Raw genomic sequence first — 16440 nt, 5'->3', positions numbered from 1 at the left:
CCTCATTATTGCTGCGGCAAACCTGTCCTGAAAATGCTGATGCACGTTATCAGAGAATAAAATGCATCAGCATCAACTTATTAAAAGTTATAGGTTACACCGACGCGGTAGCGGGTCTGGCGCTCATCGGTATATTTATTCCCTGCCACATTGCCCAGTGCAAAGTAGGGTTTCCAGTTTTTATCCACTGACCAGGCCAGTTTCAAATCATGTGTCCACTGGTAGCTCTTTCCGTCGGCAACCGGTGCATAATAGGCAGTATTTGTTTTATGGTATTCCAGTTCGTAGTCCAGCCCCCAGTTTTCCAGAAAACGGTATCCCACCACTGAGGTAATGGTTACGCCATCCTCAGAGGTTTCTTTTTCGGTATGGATATTCGAACTGTATCGTTTATAAAAAGGACGATAGCGTAATGACCAGTTAACATTATCGGTGATATTGACGATACTTTTTATGTAGGGGCGGTAATTAGTATAACCACTATCAGACACCAGGTTAAGTCCACCCTCAAGTGAAAATATTTTGTTAAAACCATACAGGTAGCTGGGAGTGACTTCAAAACCATCGCTGGTATTTTCATGATAAAGCTTATTATTACTTGCTTCTTTGTCGCCGGTTTTCCACTTCACTTCGGATGATAAGCCAAAGCCGTTATTAAAACGATGGGAGATCAGCAGCCTGTCTTTATGGCTATTTTCAGCGCGATCCTGAACTTCATGGCGATAGTCGATGCTAAACGCAAAAGCCTGCGTACTGCACAAAGAGGTGAGTACAAATAAAGATACTTTGATATTCATTGATATCATCCCAAAAATATATTTAAAACAGAGGTATCAAATTAAGTCAGTAGACCCGCACCAGGCAGATCTACTGAATAAACTGAATTACTGATGAGCAGCGTGATCGTGTCCTTCCTGACCGTTATGCTCTCCATGAACTTTTCCTGAACCACCCACCGCAACAATATTAAATGGTTGCCCTTCGACGCTAATGTCGCTGATCTTTTTAAAGGACACGGCATCCAGCACGATGATGTTGCTTTTCAGCGGATCGGTCACAAAAATTTTATTGTCAGCAACGGCAATTCTCGGACGAGGATCGTTCCAGTGGCCATCCATGGAGTATGGGTCTGTCACGCGCACAGACCGGGTAATTTCCCCTTTGAGGATATCTATCTGGTTTAGTTTGCCATCTTCTGTAAATACATAGGCGAACCTGGCGCGTATCGGATCAACCACAAAATGGACACGGCGGGTCGGCAATTGAACCAGGCGGAAGCTATTTGCTTCGGCCGGGTCCACCAGAATAATTCGGTCTGGCCCATAATTACCGATGAAATATTGCATTCCCTTACCGCCAATCAGGGTCGAGGTGCTTCCTTCCGGCAATGTTTTTGCATAGGGCAGGTGCCTGATCACGGGGGCCGCATTTTTCTGCGTAATCAGCAACAGACCGGTCTCGCATGACAGGGCAAAAGTGTCACCCGACCCTGCGGAACCGTGCAGACCAGGACATAAGGCATCTTCACCCACTTTTTTACCTTGCAGGTCAACCACCCGAGCGCCAACAGGACGTTTTGAGGCATCGTCAGGGTTGGGAATGGAAACGACCGCATAGTTGTCGTAAGGAACCGCCACACCGTGATGCGGTGCCACAACATTGACTTTCGTTATGTCCTTTTGGCCTTTAAGGACAGCGCTTTCTCCAAGGATCTGCGCGTTGTCTTCCCCGTCGAACCACTGGGCAATTTTGCCCTGGCGTTCAACAAAGTGACCCGGCTTTTTACCCGTAAGTTCGAGCGGTAATAATTTGGCATCGTCAATATCAATATCGGCATGATCTCCGTGATCGTGGAAGGCAATACCGGAAGAAATGGTTGATACTACGTTGGCACTTCCCTGAATGGCGAACACTGTCGCGCCACTTTCGCTGCGATATAAATTGGCAGGCCCTTTGACGTTAAATGTTGCGAGCCTGTCCCCATCCAGTGCATCAATCACATTGACCACAGGTTTATCATGATCGGCCACAAACAGTCGCCATGCGGTGACGTCTTCATCTGCAAACGCGGGCATCACCGAAAAGCTCAACAGTAGTGCCGAAATAGATGTCGACAGTATGCGTTTCTTCATCGTTATCTCCATAGGTATAAAATGATCGTGTAGTTTTTATGGCTGGGAATTACGACGATGACTTGCCGCAGCAATCGTCGTGACGTTATGTTGCATCATCGCAATATATGAAGATGCCGGGCCTTCTGGCTCAGATAAGGCGTCTGTATACAGAACACCCGCTACCTCAAGGCCTGCTTCTCTGGCGATTTGTTCAACCAGGCGGGGATTAGAAATATTTTCGGAAAATACTGCTGATGCGTTATTTTCTTTTATTTGCTTCAGAATGCCTGCAACATCCGCTGCAGAGGCTTCTGATTCTGTGGATATGCCCTGGGGGGATAAGAAACGTATTCCATAGGCCCGCTCAAAGTATTTGAATGCGTTATGACCGACAACTATCGTCCGTTTCTTTTCAGGGATGGTCGCGACAACGTTAATGACTTCGTTTTCCAGCGCAGCAAGCTTTTCATCATAGGCACGGGCATTAGCCTGATAAAAATCACAATTATTTTTATCTTTTGCGCAAAATGCCACGGTAATATTTTTCACGTAAATTCTGGCGTTGCTTACTGATTGCCATGCATGGGGATCAAATGGCGCAGCATGAAAAACTGCTTTGCCATCGTAAAAATGATAATGGCCGCCAGCCGGGTCTCTAAGGATATCTGCGCCTTTTGTCGTTTCGATAACCGGAGCGGAGGTTTCGCTTGCCTCAATCAAGCGCGAAATGAAACCTTCAAGTTGTAATCCATTGACCAGAATAACATCTGCTTTCGACATAGCGATGGCATCAGACGGAGAGGGTTCATAAACATGAGCATCTCCGTTAGGGCCGACAATGGTACGCAATTCAATGCGATCCTGACCGATATTTTTCGCCATATCACCAATAATTGAAAAACTGGCGATGACGTTTAATTTTGCTGTCGCCGGAATAGCAGCAAATAAAAATAGTAGTGATGTCATTAACTGATATAAAAGAATAATGCCTGATTTTCTCATTAAATATGTCCCCCTTCGGTGTGAATAAAAATTAATGGATTTTCTTTAAGCGAATGTCTTTCGCCATCACTGCGGCAGCAGAAAAAAGATACATACACCCTGCGGATAATATGATCGAGGGTCCTGAAGGCAGTGAAAAATGAAATGAAAATAACAGGCCGCTTACACAGGAAAGCAAACCGGTCAGAATAGACGCGATGCACAGAGTCACGACGCGTTGCGTCCAGAACCGAGCCGTTACGGCTGGCAGGATCATTACCCCAACGGAAAGTAACGTGCCCAGCGCCTGAAAACCGGCGACAAGATTAAGCACCACCAGGGAGAGGAAAATAAAATGTACTGACGATCCCAGACGTGAAACTGAGCGAAGAAATAAAGGGTCAAGACATTCTGCAATCAGTGCGCGCCAGAAAAGCCATATCAGCGAAATAGTCAGCAAGGAGACGGAGAGGATTAAGATAAGTGCTTCCTGATTAAGCGCAAGGACAGTGCCAAACAGGACATGCATAAGATCGACGCTTGACCCACGTAGCGAGACAATAAGCACGCCGAGCGCCAGTGAGATTAAATAAAAAGCCGCCATTGATGCGTCTTCTTTCTGAATGGTTAAGCGCGAAACCATACCTGCAAAAATAGCGACGATCAGGCCGGCGGCAAGCCCGCCAAGAGTCATCGGTAAGATATCTAATCCATACAGCAAAAAGCCGATTGCCGCACCAGGCAAGATTGCGTGCGACATCGCATCGCCCACCAGGCTCATCCTTCGTAACGTCAAAAAGACACCAACCGGACAGGCACTTAAACAAAGCAGAGAGGAGCCGTAAAGTGCCCGGCGCATAAAACCGAACTCCATAAACGGTGCCAGAAACCATTCATAAAGTGAGTTCATTGGTGCACTGTCTCATGCTGTACAGGTAACGTACCGGCAGTATCCATCCCTTGCATCAGTAAAAGCGCACGATGGTTTAAGACCTGTTCTGTGCTGCCACAGGCAATTAATTCTCCATTGACGAAAATGGCCTGTGTGAAATGATTTCTGACCAGGCTGAGATCGTGCATCACCGCCAGTACCGTGCGTTTTGCGGCGTGCCAGGCTTTAATCAGGGTGAGCAAATCATTGATTGTAGAGGCGTCGATCGCGTTAAACGGCTCATCAAGCAGGATGATATCTGCCTGTTGCAGAATGACCCTGGCAAACAGCGCACGTTGAAGTTGTCCTCCGGATAATGCACTGAGTGGCCTTTTTTCAAATCCGGCTAATCCTACGGAAACCAGCGCATCGTTAAGGCGTTTTCGATCCTCCTCTCTGTGTGAACGCAACAATCCTCTTTCTGGCCACAATCCGAGGGAAACTAAATCGGCAACGGTGGCAGGGAAGGTACGATCCAATTCTGCTATCTGCGGCAGATAGGCAATGCGCGCATTTGGGTCTATGGTACAGGAGCCACTTAACGGAGCGAGAATCCCTGCGATCCCTTTAAGTAGAGTTGACTTACCAGAACCGTTAGGGCCAATGATTGCAGTAAGGGTGCCTTTTTGTATCGTTCCGGTAATATTTTGTATCGCCGGTAAACCCTCATAGCCCAGCGCCAGATTTGTAAAACGTAAAGAGAAATCGTGCATGACATCCATTCCATATAATTAGTTACTATTTGCAACGTTATAACATAACAATTGTGATGTAAACGATTAATCTGTTTTTGATATGGAGTGGCGGTACGAAACTACGTTTAAAGGAGCGCTAAAGTTGATAATCGTTTCAGAAAAAATAGAAAAGGGGGGCAACGCCTTCAGATAACAGCGAGACTGGCGGAGTGAGTGGAGAATCAGGCTGTTGCTATAAAAATGGTGCCGATAAGGGCACCTTATCCCGCTATTGGATCTGATACATAACTGCTGAAGACCGTGGTCGCTCGTCTCATCAGGAACGTAGCCAACTAAAGATAGCGCGAGGGGTACCCGGAACTGTGAGAATCGGAGACTTTAAAGGGGTTATCAGAAGACTTGCGAATGCGGATGTTTGCGTCGGTAAGAGGCATATGGGGTCACGCCATTATCACATTAACCAGTCCCCGTAGTTGACCAGCATTTTTTCTGATACGGAGGATAAATCAAAATGCACCGGGAAGGATTTTCACGCTAACTTGTTGAACAGACAGTAGACAGGAATTCATAAAGCGGCATGAAAATAAAAATTTGGCTCCTCTGACTGGACTCGAACCAGTGACATACGGATTAACAGTCCGCCGTTCTACCGACTGAACTACAGAGGAATCGTGTGAACGGGGCGCATATTACTGGCCCCCTTGTTTCATGTCAACGGTAAATTTAACCACTTAATTCAACTGGTTAATAATGATTCAGACTGCGTTTTTAATGTACCAGCGAGTGCCGGCTTTCCGGTTCGCTGTTTTCCCGAAGACGTTGAAGCGGGTCCTGCTGATAGAAGCGACAAAAACGTTGCCACAACGCCGGAAAGCGCGGAGCGAAAAGCTCTGGCGCACTGAAAAAATACTCTGAAAGCACGGCAAAACACTCTGCTGGATCGGTTGCCGCATAGGCATCAATGCTGGAGGCACTTTCCCCCACCATATCAATCTCATCCTGAATATTGTTCATTGCCGCGTGCAGGTCATGCTCCCAGCCAGCGACTTCACGCAGGGGGATAAAAGGGACACCGCTGGCACGATCGCCATTACGGGTATCCAGTTTATGTGCCACTTCATGCACAATCAGATTAAAGCCTGAGGCGTCAAAGGAGTCCTGAATATCCAGCCAGTTAAGTATGACTGGCCCTTGCTGCCAGCTTTGCCCCGATTGCACCTGACGCTGATTATGCACCAGCCCGATATCATCTTCCCATTCGTCATCAACCACAAAAGGTGCCGGGTAAATCAGAACCTCATGAAAACCATCCAGCCACTCGATGCCCAACGACAGTACCGGCAGGCAGAAGAGCAGGGCGATGCGACAGTTTTGTAGTGTATCCAGCTCAAGACCTTGTAGGGCGACAATGCGTTTATGCTGAACAAAACGCTCGGCAAGCTGGATAAGTTTCGCCTGCTCATCTATTGATAAGCTGGCTAAAACAGGGATCGCAAGGGCCTGCTCCCACGGGAAATCAGGGCTACGGGGTGATTCATGTGCTTTCCAGGGCCACTTAATCATCGTTTTGCTCGCAAACTCATCACTTGAACATAATTGAAGGGACTGGGACTGTTAAAATGCCAAATTTCCTGGCATTATTGCAACCATCAAAACGGAGAGATGCCGGAGCGGCTGAACGGACCGGTCTCGAAAACCGGAGTAGGGGCAACTCTACCGGGGGTTCAAATCCCCCTCTCTCCGCCATTATTCAAACACTTACCCGCTTCGCTTTCAACGACACTCGTCACAGTTGCTTTTTTTACCCACCAATGATTATTTTATAACCGCTTACGGCCTGGCGCGATCGGAATGCTCTTTTATTAAAACAAAAAAGCCCGCACGCGGCGGGCTTCGTTGAAGCGTGAAAATCAGAACTGATAGACCAGACCTACACCCACGATATCATCGGTGGAAATACCGTTTTCATCATAGAAGTTAACATCTTCGTCCAGCAGGTTGATTTTGTAATCAACGTAGGTGGAGAAGTTTTTATTAAAGTAGTAGGTTGCGCCAATGTCGATATAGTTAACCAGCGCTTTATCGGTATATTCGATGACAGAACGGTTATCGTGTCTGCCTTTATAGCCGCCCATGTCTTTGCCTTTGGAGTAAACCCAGGCTAACGTTGGACGCAGACCAAAATCGAATTGATACTGTGCTACAGCTTCGAAGTTCTGGGTCTGGTTGGCGATACCATCAGTTCCGTAAGGCGTCATATTACGGGTTTCAGCGTACATCATTGCCAAATACAGTTCGTCATTGCCCATAACGCTGGCGCTGTATCTCGCACCCACCGTCCAGGCTTCAGCAGTATCACCGCCTGCGTATTTGCTGTAACGGTTATTATGATGAAGGCCAGCAGCAACCTGCTCGTCAGTACGGTCAGAACTGGAGTAGGCTGCACCCAGGCTCAGGCCAAAGTCAAAGTCGTAGCTGGTGGACATCCCGAAACCGTCACCGTTGTCGAGGCGGAAGTCGTCGCCATCATGACGGTTTTTGGTTCCTTCATTCAGGCCGTCATCGGTGCCGCCGTTTTCGTTGTTGCCCTGATATTGCAGCGCAAAATTCCAGCCGTCCACCATACCGAAGAAGTCGGTATTACGGTAGGTGGCAACGCCGTTAGCACGGCCAACCATATAGTTATCGGTCCAGGTGTAGGAATCCCCACCGAAGACGGGCAGCATATCGGTATAGGCTTCAACGTCATAAATCACGCCGTAGTTACGGCCATAATCGAAAGAGCCTGCCTGGCCGAATTTCAGACCAGCATACGCCAGTTTCATATAACCGTTACCGCCGCTATTTTCAGTATCGCTGGCGATAACTTTACCCAACGCCTCGCCGAAGCCGGTCAATGCATTGTTGCCATCGGTGTCATTGGTGATCTGCGTTTCGCCTCTGAAACCTACTTCAATATACGTTTCATCGCCATCATTACCTGTGTCATCTGAGAAGGTATGACGGGCATCAACTTTGGCATTAATATCAAATTTATTGCCATTATTGTTATAGATTTCGGCCGCATTTGCAGCACCTGCCATTAATAAGGCAGGCACAATAATCGCCAGTACTTTTCTTTTCATTATATATTTCCTTCCAGGGATAATTTTTATGAATATATGTAATCCGATCTGGATCACACATCTGATACTATTCTATTAAGTTCATTATAATTGCAAGGAAAGATGTAAGTAAATTATATCTAACATTACAAAGTGTTTCTAAAGACTCTGGAATTCACACTTGTTATGAATGCATCTCTTGTCATTTAACTTATTGATAAATTGGCATTTATTTAATTTATGTTGAACATTTAAGTATATCAAATGTAAATTTAATTCATGTTGATGATTGAAATGGTTTTTATATAGATAATGCGTATGAATTATGAGCCACCAAAAAAAAAGCCTGACGGCGTAGTCAGGCTTGTCGATGACAACAATACATAGAATAATAACAAGTGCAGTGGTAACAACAAAAGGCTAATAACGGGCTAATAGTTACATAGTTAATTTTCTAAATAAAGCGATTTTTTATATTATTTGTATTTGTTTGATGAATTTTAAATATATTTTCATATATATTTTTAATTAATTTACCCTGGCCGACTCAAGAACCTGACTATACTGTGAACGCTGTCACAGATGTAGTGAAACCGTATTGGTTGCCAGATAAAGAAACGATGATCACAAGAGATAATTTTATGGACGAAAAAATGAGCCGTAGCCCGGGTGGAAAGTTGGCACTCTGGCTATTTTATGGCTTTTGCGGCTACTTTGCCTGGGCCATGGTGCGCTATTGCTGGGTGGTGAGCCACGTGCAGAGCATTCCCGGCGCGACAGTAGACGGAGACTGGGGAACGGCAACCGGTAAATGGCTTGGTGCACTGCTGGGATTTTTGGTATTAAGTTCGATTACACTGCTTTTAGGTGGGCTGGCATGGTATACGCGTGCTCGTCAGCCGGACCTTTAATGACTTATTTGCAGGAATGTTATGGACCTTATCTTCTGGCAGCAACGTTATGAACGCTGGTTTCAACAGCATTATCACAGCGCAGATGCTGCTCACGATCTGGCACATTTTCGTCGGGTATGGAGCACGGCCCGTCAGCTTGCGCAAGGGCTTGTGGTGGATGAACTGGTTATCCTTACCGCCTGCTATTTCCATGATATCGTCAGCCTGCCGAAGAATGACCCGCAGCGTCACCGCTCGTCGCAACTGGCGGCAGAGAAAACCCGGCGCATTTTGGCGACAGACTTTGCCGATTTTCCTGCAGAGCGCTATTCAATGGTGATGCATGCGATTGAAGCCCATAGCTATAGTGCCGCAATTGGACCACGCACGGAGGAAGCACGAATTGTGCAGGACGCCGATCGGCTGGAGGCGTTGGGGGCGATCGGGCTGGCGCGAGTTTTTGCCGTGGCGGGTTCCCTCAACGTTGCGCTTTTTGACGCGGACGATCCCTTTGCCGAAACTCGGGTGCTGGATGACCGGGCCTTCGCGCTGGATCATTTTCAGCAGAAGCTATTGCGTCTGCCTGCAACAATGCAAACGGTAAAGGGCAGGGCGCTGGCACGGGAGAATGCCCGTTTTCTCGTACACTATATGGCAAAGCTTAGCGCTGAGTTACAGGGGAGCCATGATTCGCTGGATGAGCAGGTGCTTGCGCGTTTTACGCCGAAGGGCTGAAACGCTGGCGGCAAATTTATGATACTCTGAGAAATATTTGTCTTCTCCGGTTAATGTTATGCAGGAAAACCTTTCTCTCCTGGCACCAGCAGAGCCCGACGCGCAAACGCCATCTTCCCGCGTCCATGCGTTGCTGCGCCAGGTGATGGCGATTTATGACGTGAAAACGCTGGTCGCCGAACTAAGTGCGTTGGGGGAAAACCACTGGAGTCCAGCCATTCTCAAACGAGTGGCAACCAGTGAGCGGGCCTGGCTGCGACTGAGCGAAAATGAGCAGGCTCATTTGGCCGCGCTGCTTCCACCGCCTCCGGCCCACCATCCGCATTATGCGTTTCGTTTTATCGACCTGTTCGCCGGTATTGGCGGCATCCGTCACGGTTTCGAAGCCATTGGCGGGCAATGCATTTTTACCAGCGAGTGGAATAAACATGCAGTGCGTACCTATAAAGCGAACTGGTACTGTGACCCGGAGCAGCATCATTTTAACGAGGATATTCGTGACGTTACGCTAAGCCATCAGCCTCAGATTAGCGATCAGCAGGCCGCAGAACACATCCGTCGCGTCATTCCTCAGCATGACGTGTTATTGGCGGGCTTTCCCTGCCAGCCTTTTTCACTGGCTGGCGTGTCGAAGAAAAATGCGTTGGGCCGCGCCCATGGTTTTGCCTGCGATACGCAGGGCACGCTGTTCTTTGATGTGGTGCGGATTATCGACGCCCGTCGCCCGCCTGTCTTCGTGCTGGAAAACGTTAAAAATCTGAAGAGTCATGACGGCGGGAAAACGTTCCGTATCATCATGCAAACGCTCGATGAACTGGGCTATGAAGTCTCAGATGCTGCAGAGATGGGGGCGGACGATCCAAAAATTATTGATGGTCAACATTTTCTGCCCCAGCACCGCGAGCGGATTGTGCTGGTGGGTTTTCGCCGCGATCTTAATCTGCACAAAGGATTTACTTTGCGCGATCTGCCCGCGCTCTACCCTGAGCGACGCCTGAGTTTTGCGGAGCTGTTGGAACCCACCGTGGATGCCAAATTTATTCTTACGCCCGTGCTGTGGAAATATCTTTACCGCTATGCGAAAAAGCATCAGGCGCGCGGCAACGGCTTTGGTTTTGGACTGGTTGACCCGACAAACCCACACAGTGTTGCCCGCACGCTTTCTGCCCGCTATTACAAAGACGGGGCGGAGATCCTCGTGGATCGCGGCTGGGATCGGGCCTTAGGCGAGGTGAATTTCGATGATGCGGTAAATCAGCAGCGTCGCCCGCGTCGCCTGACTCCCCGCGAGTGCGCCCGCCTGATGGGGTTTGAAGCGCCTCAGGGCTATCAGTTCCGCATTCCGGTATCCGATACCCAGGCTTATCGCCAGTTTGGTAATTCGGTCGTGGTCCCGGCTTTTGCCGCGGTGGCAAAATTACTCAAGCCGCGTATTCTTCAGGCGGTCGCGCTGCGTAAAGAAAGGGCCGGGTCAGGTGGACGTCCATAATAAAGCCACGCGCAGTAAGAATATGCGGGCAATTGGCACCCGTGACACGGCTATTGAAAAACGGCTGGCGCTGTTGCTGGAGCCGCCCGGTTTTACTTTCACCGTACAGGATGCCAGCTTACCGGGTCGTCCGGATTTTGTGATTGCCGACTACCGTTGCGTTATCTTTACTCACGGGTGTTTCTGGCATCACCATGACTGCTATTTATTTAAGGTTCCGGCGACGCGGACGCAATTCTGGCTGGAAAAAATTGGTAAAAACGTTGAACGTGACAAACGCGATGTTATACGCCTCAGAGAGCAGGGATGGCGAGTGTTAATCGTCTGGGAGTGTGCACTTCGCGGACGCGAAAAACTCAGCGACAGCGCCCTGAGTGAACGGCTGGAAGAGTGGATCTGCGGTGGTGGTGACGCCGCGCAGATCGACACTCAGGGTATTCATCCACTTTGCGTTATTTCTTGATCTCGCAGGGTGTGACTACCGGGCGCGCCGGGAAGAGATATTTACCCAGCGTGACCAGCACCACCGCAAAGATAATAACGCCCAGCGCCAGCCATTCGACCGCCGACAGACTTTCTCCACCAAAACCGGTACCCAGTAAAACAGCGACAACCGGGTTAACGTAGGCATAGCTGGTAGCAATGGCAGGTGAGACGTTACGAATTAAATACATATAAGCATTAATGGCGATTAACGAGCCGAAAATCGCAAGGTAACCGACCGCCAGAAAACCGGACAATGTCGGCATTGCGGTTAATTTTTCACCGGTTAAGAACGATGCAGTCAACAGCACAATGCCTGCCGCCAGCATTTCAATCGCCCCAGCCATCATGCCGACAGGCAGTTCAATACGCGAACCATAGACCGAGCCAAATGCCCAGCTTACCGAACCTATCAGGATTAAAATCGCGCCCCAGGGATTGCCGCTCAGGTTTCCGCCACTGTTAAGCAGGACGATCCCTGCCAGACCAATTGCGATGCCCAGCCATTCCAGCTTACGGGTGGCAATGCCAAAGAAACGACTAAAACACAACGTAAATAGTGGGACGGTAGCAACCATGACGGCCGCAATTCCGGAAGGCACATGCTGATGCTCAGCGATGGTAACAAAACCGTTGCCTACGGCGAGTAACAGCACGCCAATTAACGCGGCGTTAAGAATGGGCCGTAGCGCGGGCAGTTGATGCCCGCTGATTGCTAAATACGCCATTAGCAGCACGCCAGCGGCGGAAAAACGCACGCCTGCCATCAGCAAGGGGGGCCAGCTTTTCACCCCGATACCGATCGCAAAGTAGGTGGACCCCCAGATAATATAAAGTGCAAAAAGTGCACTAATTAGCGGTAAAAGTTGCCTGAAACGCATACTGCCTCGCAGAAATAAAGAAAGGACACATAGAGTAAACGTGAAAACTATCCGCCTGGCGAACAGTTAATCTTAATTTGGGTGTTAATTAAATGTTGACATTATTCTGCTATACCCGAGTCGGCACTTTTATTCCATACTATTGACTTGATAAGTTTTTAAACGAAGGAAGATATTTTGGCCGGAACGAGTTTGTTAACGCTTTTAGATGATATTGCCACGTTGCTTGATGATATCTCAATGATGGGAAAACTGGCGGCAAAGAAAACAGCTGGCGTACTGGGTGATGATTTATCGCTTAACGCCCAGCAGGTTTCCGGCGTCCGCGCCAATCGGGAGTTACCGGTCGTCTGGGGAGTGGCAAAAGGCTCGCTTCTCAATAAAGTGATCCTGGTGCCGCTGGCGTTACTCATCAGCGCGTTTCTGCCGTGGGCGATTACGCCGTTGCTGATGATTGGCGGAGCATTTTTGTGTTTTGAAGGCGCAGAGAAAATCCTGCACAGTTTGCATGCCCGTAAACATAAAGAAAGCCCGGAAGCGCGTCAGCAGCGCCTGGCCACCCTTGCCAAACAGGACCCGAAAACCTTCGAGCGTGATAAAGTCAAAGGCGCAATCCGTACCGATTTTATTCTCTCCGCAGAGATTGTGGCGATCACCCTTGGCATCGTTGCCGAAGCGCCGCTGCTTAGTCAGGTGCTGATCCTCTCCGGGATCGCCGTTCTTGTGACAATCGGCGTATATGGAATTGTTGCCATTATTGTTAAGCTGGATGATATGGGCTACTGGCTGGCGGAAAAAACCAATGCACTGGCGCAGGCCGCCGGCAAAGCGCTGTTGTTTATTGCCCCGTGGCTGATGAAAATTCTCTCCGTTGTCGGCACGCTGGCCATGTTTCTGGTCGGCGGGGGCATTGTGGTGCATGGTATTGCGCCGTTGCATCATGCCATTGAGCATTTTAGCGAGCATCAAAGCGCGGCAATCCAGTGGGCGATCCCGTCACTGGCGAATCTGCTGCTCGGTTTTGTGCTCGGGCTGATTGTCGTGGCGCTGGTGAAAACGGTGTCGCGCTTGCGTCAGCCTGCTCATTAAATATCCTTTTTGGGTATGCAAAACGTCAGAAATTCGTCTAAGGTGAAAAAGTTTCACTCTGATACCGGAGGCAAAAATGGTCTTTAAGGTCAGCGATGAAGTTATGACAAAAAACGGTGAGCGGCGAATGGTTGTCACGGGCTATGCCAGCGGAATGGTAGAGTGCCGCTGGTATGATGGTTTTGGCGTAAAACGTGAGGCGTTCCGGGAAGAGGAATTGTTACCCGGTAATGGCAATTTTCGCTATCGCTCAGACGCATAAGAAGGTTCTGTGTCTCCCCCATGAAGCCCGGTTTGCCATAAGCCGGGTATTTTACTCATCCCGGCAAGATCCTGGTCAGAGAAGGCGACGCCTGGAGTTTGCACATAGCGCGAGATATTAGTGGAAAAACGTCAGTGGCCAGGCAAACCTGGCCTGCGCTTTACTCCCGGTCAGGTGGTCAGCCTTTGTTTTATCGTGGTCCTGATTTGCTCCTCTTTTTTGACCTGGCGAGAAGTTAGGGTACTGGAAGATAGCTATGTCAGCAGCCAGCGTAACCGTCTTGAAAGTGTGTCGCATGGGATGGATATGCAGCTGCAGTTCAATATGGACCGGCTATTTTTTCTGCGTAACGGTATGCAAGCCGCGCTGAAAACACCCCTACAACTGGAGAGTATGGTTACCGCCCGTCGTCAGTTTGACTGGAAACGGCAGCAGGACGCCTGGTCACTTTATTCTGGCAGCCGGCTTTTGCTGACCGTGAACGGCGTATCGGATGAATTCGTCGCGCATGGCGCAGACTTAAACCGGGATGACGCGCTTTTGCATAATGAGTTGACGGCGGCACTGGAGCTGGGTTATCTCCTGCATCTTTCTTCCAGTAGCAGTAGTATTGAACAGCGCACGCAATATGTTTCACGCGCCGGTTTTTTTGTCACCAGCGACCCGGCAGAAATGTCGGACATCATCTCGTACTATGCCGGACTGATTGGCAAGCCATGGTTTTTTACCCAGTCGGCCCGCGACAATCGGGGACGTGGCATTCGCTGGTACACCGAGCAGGGAAAAGAGCGGGGCGTGCAGGTGATCACCGCCAGTATCCCGCTTGATCTCAACGAATACTGGTACGGCGTGCTGGCAATGGATGTGGAGGTCAGCGCGCTTCAGCGTTTGCTGATGGAAGCCATTGGCGGGCAACATGAAGGCACCTGGCAGCTCTATGATAGCCATCTACTCTGGCTGGCATCGAGCGTGGCGGGCGCGGAAAATGGACCCACGCTTACCGCGGCCGACCGTCAGCACATTCTTGATGCCATGGAGCACGATACGCGTGGAGGATTTCTGACCGCCAGCAGTTATATCAGCTGGCAAAAGCTCAAGAATTTCGACGGGATTTTATTGCATGTGCATACCTTGCGCGAAGGGCTTGGTGGTGCATTTGGCAATATTATCATCGCCCTGACGCTATTATGGTTGGTATTCACGTTAATCCTGATTTTGTCATGGATCGTCATTCGGCGCATGGTCCGCAATATGATTGCAATGCAAGAATCGCTTGAGTGGCGAGCCTGGTATGACACATTGACGCGGCTTCCCAATCGCGGGGCATTATTTGAACGAGCGGCAGAAGCAGCCAGAGTATGTCAGCAGGCGCAACAGCCGTTGTGCGTCATCCAGCTCGACCTGGACCATTTCAAAAGCATAAATGATCGTTTCGGTCATCAGGCCGGGGATCGGGTGCTCTCACACGTCGGTACCCTTATTGCGAATGCCCTGCGCGAGAATGATGTCGCGGGTCGCGTCGGAGGCGAGGAGTTTTGCATTGTCCTGCCAAATACTTCCCTGGACATGGCTGTAAAAGTCGCAGAACGTATTCGCAAACGTATCAGCGCAAAAGAATTGCTGATACGTAAAAATACGACGCTACGGGTCAGTGCGTCATTAGGTGTCAGTAGTTCAGAAGAGAGCGGGCGCTATGACTTTGAACATCTGCAATCCGTTGCCGATGGTCGTCTCTATCTGGCCAAGCAAAACGGACGGAACTGTGTTTATTGCGCAGGATGATGCGAAGGAAAAAAATGCGCCATGCCTTCACTCCAGCCTGCCGGGCCTTCCTGCGCCGTGTGATAAACGCGTTGAGGATCATTACGTTGAAGTTTAATGCCATCGCGAGTTAATCCCTTCACCACGACGGCGTAGTCAACGACGTCCAGTAAAGGAGCATCATTAGGTCCATCACCCAATCCCAGCGTTGTACGGCGTTTACCTTCACGTTGTTGATAAAGATTGAGTAAAAAACTTACCGCCTGCGCTTTATCAGCGGACCTGTCGTGCACATGCCAGAACCGCGCCCCCTGTACAAAGTGCATTCCAAGCGATGTCAACGTTGCCGCAAAATCCGCCATCCGTTCATCGCTGTCACGCCAGATAAGGGTCTCTGAGGCTTCCTGCTGGCGGGCGAGCGTAGCATGGACATTATTCAGGCCCGTCCAGTCACTAATCACCTGCTCATCAACATCAGAAAACGTGGTGAACTTAAATCCTTCCTTCTCGCGAAGTTGATTCAATATACGGATGATCTCCTGCTGAGGAGAACCTGCAATTAGCCGGGGAAAATGCGCTTCGTCCTGCCAGTGAGCATCAAGCTGGATCACGGCTCCGTTTTCCGCAATAAAAGGCAGACCTTCCAGATTGAGTTCCTTCTGAATTTGTAGCATTTCAGCGGAGGTTTTGCTGCTGCATAAAATGACGGGTATTCCGGCTTCCTTCAGCCGGTCAAGCCACGGTGCCGCAGGCTGCCAGTCCCAGGTGTGACTTTCCAGAAGCGTTCCTTCCAAATCGGTAAATACCAGTAACGGTTCACGCAGGTCGGGCATAACGTTCTCCTTTGGTCCGCAATGATTGGCCTGAGATAATTCCTAAATAACGATAAAGCGTTTTTGCGCCTGCGTTGGGAACGAACCCAAAAAACGAGGCGCGACGCCATTCACCACTGTTTAACTGCCCAAAAAGGGTGCTCTGGATTCGATTCATATCATTAATATATCTTGTCATGCAAAAAAATT

16 protein-coding genes and 2 tRNA genes are annotated in these 16440 nt (G+C 49.3%); 8 read left to right on the top strand and 10 right to left on the bottom strand.

The annotated features are described in order from the left end of the window. Positions 1–80 precede the first annotated feature (80 nt). The 7 genes from CHU32_RS00205 to mtfA form a co-directional block, all read right to left on the bottom strand. Complete coding sequence (locus CHU32_RS00205; protein WP_103674086.1) at positions 81–797, bottom strand: oligogalacturonate-specific porin KdgM family protein; 717 nt, start codon at positions 795–797, stop codon at positions 81–83. 87 nt (positions 798–884) lie between these two features. Further along, positions 885–2132 (bottom strand): zinc metallochaperone AztD, encoded by a 1248-nt coding sequence (aztD, locus tag CHU32_RS00200; protein WP_103674085.1) that lies wholly within the window; start codon positions 2130–2132, stop codon positions 885–887. A 36-nt stretch (positions 2133–2168) separates the two neighbouring features. Beyond that, positions 2169–3116, bottom strand: a complete 948-nt coding sequence (gene aztC, locus CHU32_RS00195; protein WP_103674084.1) for a zinc ABC transporter substrate-binding protein AztC — start codon at positions 3114–3116, stop codon at positions 2169–2171. 31 nt (positions 3117–3147) lie between these two features. Continuing rightward, complete coding sequence (gene aztB / locus CHU32_RS00190) at positions 3148–4005, bottom strand: zinc ABC transporter permease AztB (protein ID WP_103674083.1); 858 nt, start codon at positions 4003–4005, stop codon at positions 3148–3150. Further along, the gene (gene aztA, locus CHU32_RS00185; protein ID WP_103674082.1) at positions 4002–4739 is read right to left on the bottom strand and encodes a zinc ABC transporter ATP-binding protein AztA; all 738 of its coding nucleotides are present in this window, start codon (positions 4737–4739) and stop codon (positions 4002–4004) included. Before aztA ends, aztB begins: the two co-directional genes overlap by 4 nt. A gap of 574 nt (positions 4740–5313) precedes the next feature. Further along, positions 5314–5389, bottom strand: a tRNA-Asn gene (locus tag CHU32_RS00180). Positions 5390–5489: 100 nt separating this feature from the next. Then, positions 5490–6284 (bottom strand): DgsA anti-repressor MtfA, encoded by a 795-nt coding sequence (gene mtfA, locus CHU32_RS00175; RefSeq protein ID WP_103674081.1) that lies wholly within the window; start codon positions 6282–6284, stop codon positions 5490–5492. Positions 6285–6377: 93 nt separating this feature from the next. On the opposite strand from mtfA, the gene CHU32_RS00170 reads away from it, so the two are divergent. Beyond that, positions 6378–6467: transfer RNA gene (locus tag CHU32_RS00170), tRNA-Ser, on the top strand. Between the two features lie 164 nt (positions 6468–6631). Here CHU32_RS00170 and CHU32_RS00165 read toward each other — a convergent pair. Continuing rightward, positions 6632–7846, bottom strand: coding sequence for a porin (locus CHU32_RS00165; RefSeq protein ID WP_103674080.1), 1215 nt, complete (start codon positions 7844–7846; stop codon positions 6632–6634). Positions 7847–8466: 620 nt separating this feature from the next. On the opposite strand from CHU32_RS00165, the gene drpB reads away from it, so the two are divergent. Genes drpB through CHU32_RS00145 form a run of 4 tightly spaced genes read left to right on the top strand, consistent with a single transcriptional unit; the run spans position 8467 to position 11405 of the window. Beyond that, a complete protein-coding gene (drpB, locus tag CHU32_RS00160) occupies positions 8467–8736 on the top strand; it encodes a cell division protein DrpB (protein WP_103674079.1) in 270 nt (89 codons plus the stop codon). 21 nt (positions 8737–8757) lie between these two features. Next, complete coding sequence (locus tag CHU32_RS00155; RefSeq protein ID WP_103674078.1) at positions 8758–9453, top strand: phosphohydrolase; 696 nt, start codon at positions 8758–8760, stop codon at positions 9451–9453. A gap of 58 nt (positions 9454–9511) precedes the next feature. Next, positions 9512–10942 carry a DNA cytosine methyltransferase gene (locus tag CHU32_RS00150; RefSeq protein ID WP_103674077.1) on the top strand — a complete coding sequence of 477 codons (1431 nt, stop codon included), beginning with the start codon at positions 9512–9514 and terminating at the stop codon, positions 10940–10942. Positions 10943–10964: 22 nt separating this feature from the next. Then, positions 10965–11405, top strand: a complete 441-nt coding sequence (locus tag CHU32_RS00145) for a very short patch repair endonuclease (RefSeq protein WP_245880165.1) — start codon at positions 10965–10967, stop codon at positions 11403–11405. Here CHU32_RS00145 and yedA read toward each other — a convergent pair. Continuing rightward, positions 11395–12306, bottom strand: coding sequence for a drug/metabolite exporter YedA (yedA, locus tag CHU32_RS00140; RefSeq protein WP_103674075.1), 912 nt, complete (start codon positions 12304–12306; stop codon positions 11395–11397). The genes CHU32_RS00145 and yedA overlap by 11 nt on opposite strands. A 174-nt stretch (positions 12307–12480) precedes the next feature. Between yedA and CHU32_RS00135 the strand changes: the two genes are divergently transcribed. From CHU32_RS00135 to dgcQ, 3 genes are all read left to right on the top strand, one after another. After that, positions 12481–13395 carry a DUF808 domain-containing protein gene (locus tag CHU32_RS00135; protein WP_369522142.1) on the top strand — a complete coding sequence of 305 codons (915 nt, stop codon included), beginning with the start codon at positions 12481–12483 and terminating at the stop codon, positions 13393–13395. 76 nt (positions 13396–13471) lie between these two features. Beyond that, a complete protein-coding gene (locus CHU32_RS00130; RefSeq protein ID WP_103674073.1) occupies positions 13472–13657 on the top strand; it encodes a YodC family protein in 186 nt (61 codons plus the stop codon). 120 nt (positions 13658–13777) lie between these two features. Then, positions 13778–15439, top strand: coding sequence for a cellulose biosynthesis regulator diguanylate cyclase DgcQ (dgcQ, locus tag CHU32_RS00125; protein WP_103674072.1), 1662 nt, complete (start codon positions 13778–13780; stop codon positions 15437–15439). On the opposite strand, the gene CHU32_RS00120 is transcribed toward dgcQ, so the two are convergent. Beyond that, positions 15424–16251 carry a mannosyl-3-phosphoglycerate phosphatase-related protein gene (locus CHU32_RS00120; protein WP_103674071.1) on the bottom strand — a complete coding sequence of 276 codons (828 nt, stop codon included), beginning with the start codon at positions 16249–16251 and terminating at the stop codon, positions 15424–15426. The two genes, dgcQ and CHU32_RS00120, sit on opposite strands and share 16 nt — an antisense overlap. Positions 16252–16440: the final 189 nt, after the last annotated feature.

Source organism: Superficieibacter electus (assembly GCF_002915575.1).
Taxonomy (GTDB): domain Bacteria; phylum Pseudomonadota; class Gammaproteobacteria; order Enterobacterales; family Enterobacteriaceae; genus Superficieibacter; species Superficieibacter electus.
Note: the sequence above shows the minus strand (reverse complement) of the source record. Positions and strands in the feature narration are given on the sequence as shown.

Coding starts and splice junctions, on each gene's coding strand:
- CHU32_RS00150 (WP_103674077.1), top strand. CDS start 9,512: ATGCAGGAAAACCTTTCTCTCCTGGCACCAGCAGAGCCCGACGCGCAA.
- aztB (WP_103674083.1), bottom strand. CDS start 4,005: ATGAACTCACTTTATGAATGGTTTCTGGCACCGTTTATGGAGTTCGGT.
- CHU32_RS00165 (WP_103674080.1), bottom strand. CDS start 7,846: ATGAAAAGAAAAGTACTGGCGATTATTGTGCCTGCCTTATTAATGGCA.
- CHU32_RS00130 (WP_103674073.1), top strand. CDS start 13,472: ATGGTCTTTAAGGTCAGCGATGAAGTTATGACAAAAAACGGTGAGCGG.
- drpB (WP_103674079.1), top strand. CDS start 8,467: ATGGACGAAAAAATGAGCCGTAGCCCGGGTGGAAAGTTGGCACTCTGG.
- yedA (WP_103674075.1), bottom strand. CDS start 12,306: ATGCGTTTCAGGCAACTTTTACCGCTAATTAGTGCACTTTTTGCACTT.
- aztD (WP_103674085.1), bottom strand. CDS start 2,132: ATGAAGAAACGCATACTGTCGACATCTATTTCGGCACTACTGTTGAGC.
- aztA (WP_103674082.1), bottom strand. CDS start 4,739: ATGCACGATTTCTCTTTACGTTTTACAAATCTGGCGCTGGGCTATGAG.
- CHU32_RS00145 (WP_245880165.1), top strand. CDS start 10,965: ATGCGGGCAATTGGCACCCGTGACACGGCTATTGAAAAACGGCTGGCG.
- CHU32_RS00120 (WP_103674071.1), bottom strand. CDS start 16,251: ATGCCCGACCTGCGTGAACCGTTACTGGTATTTACCGATTTGGAAGGA.
- mtfA (WP_103674081.1), bottom strand. CDS start 6,284: ATGATTAAGTGGCCCTGGAAAGCACATGAATCACCCCGTAGCCCTGAT.
- CHU32_RS00155 (WP_103674078.1), top strand. CDS start 8,758: ATGGACCTTATCTTCTGGCAGCAACGTTATGAACGCTGGTTTCAACAG.
- aztC (WP_103674084.1), bottom strand. CDS start 3,116: ATGAGAAAATCAGGCATTATTCTTTTATATCAGTTAATGACATCACTA.
- CHU32_RS00205 (WP_103674086.1), bottom strand. CDS start 797: ATGAATATCAAAGTATCTTTATTTGTACTCACCTCTTTGTGCAGTACG.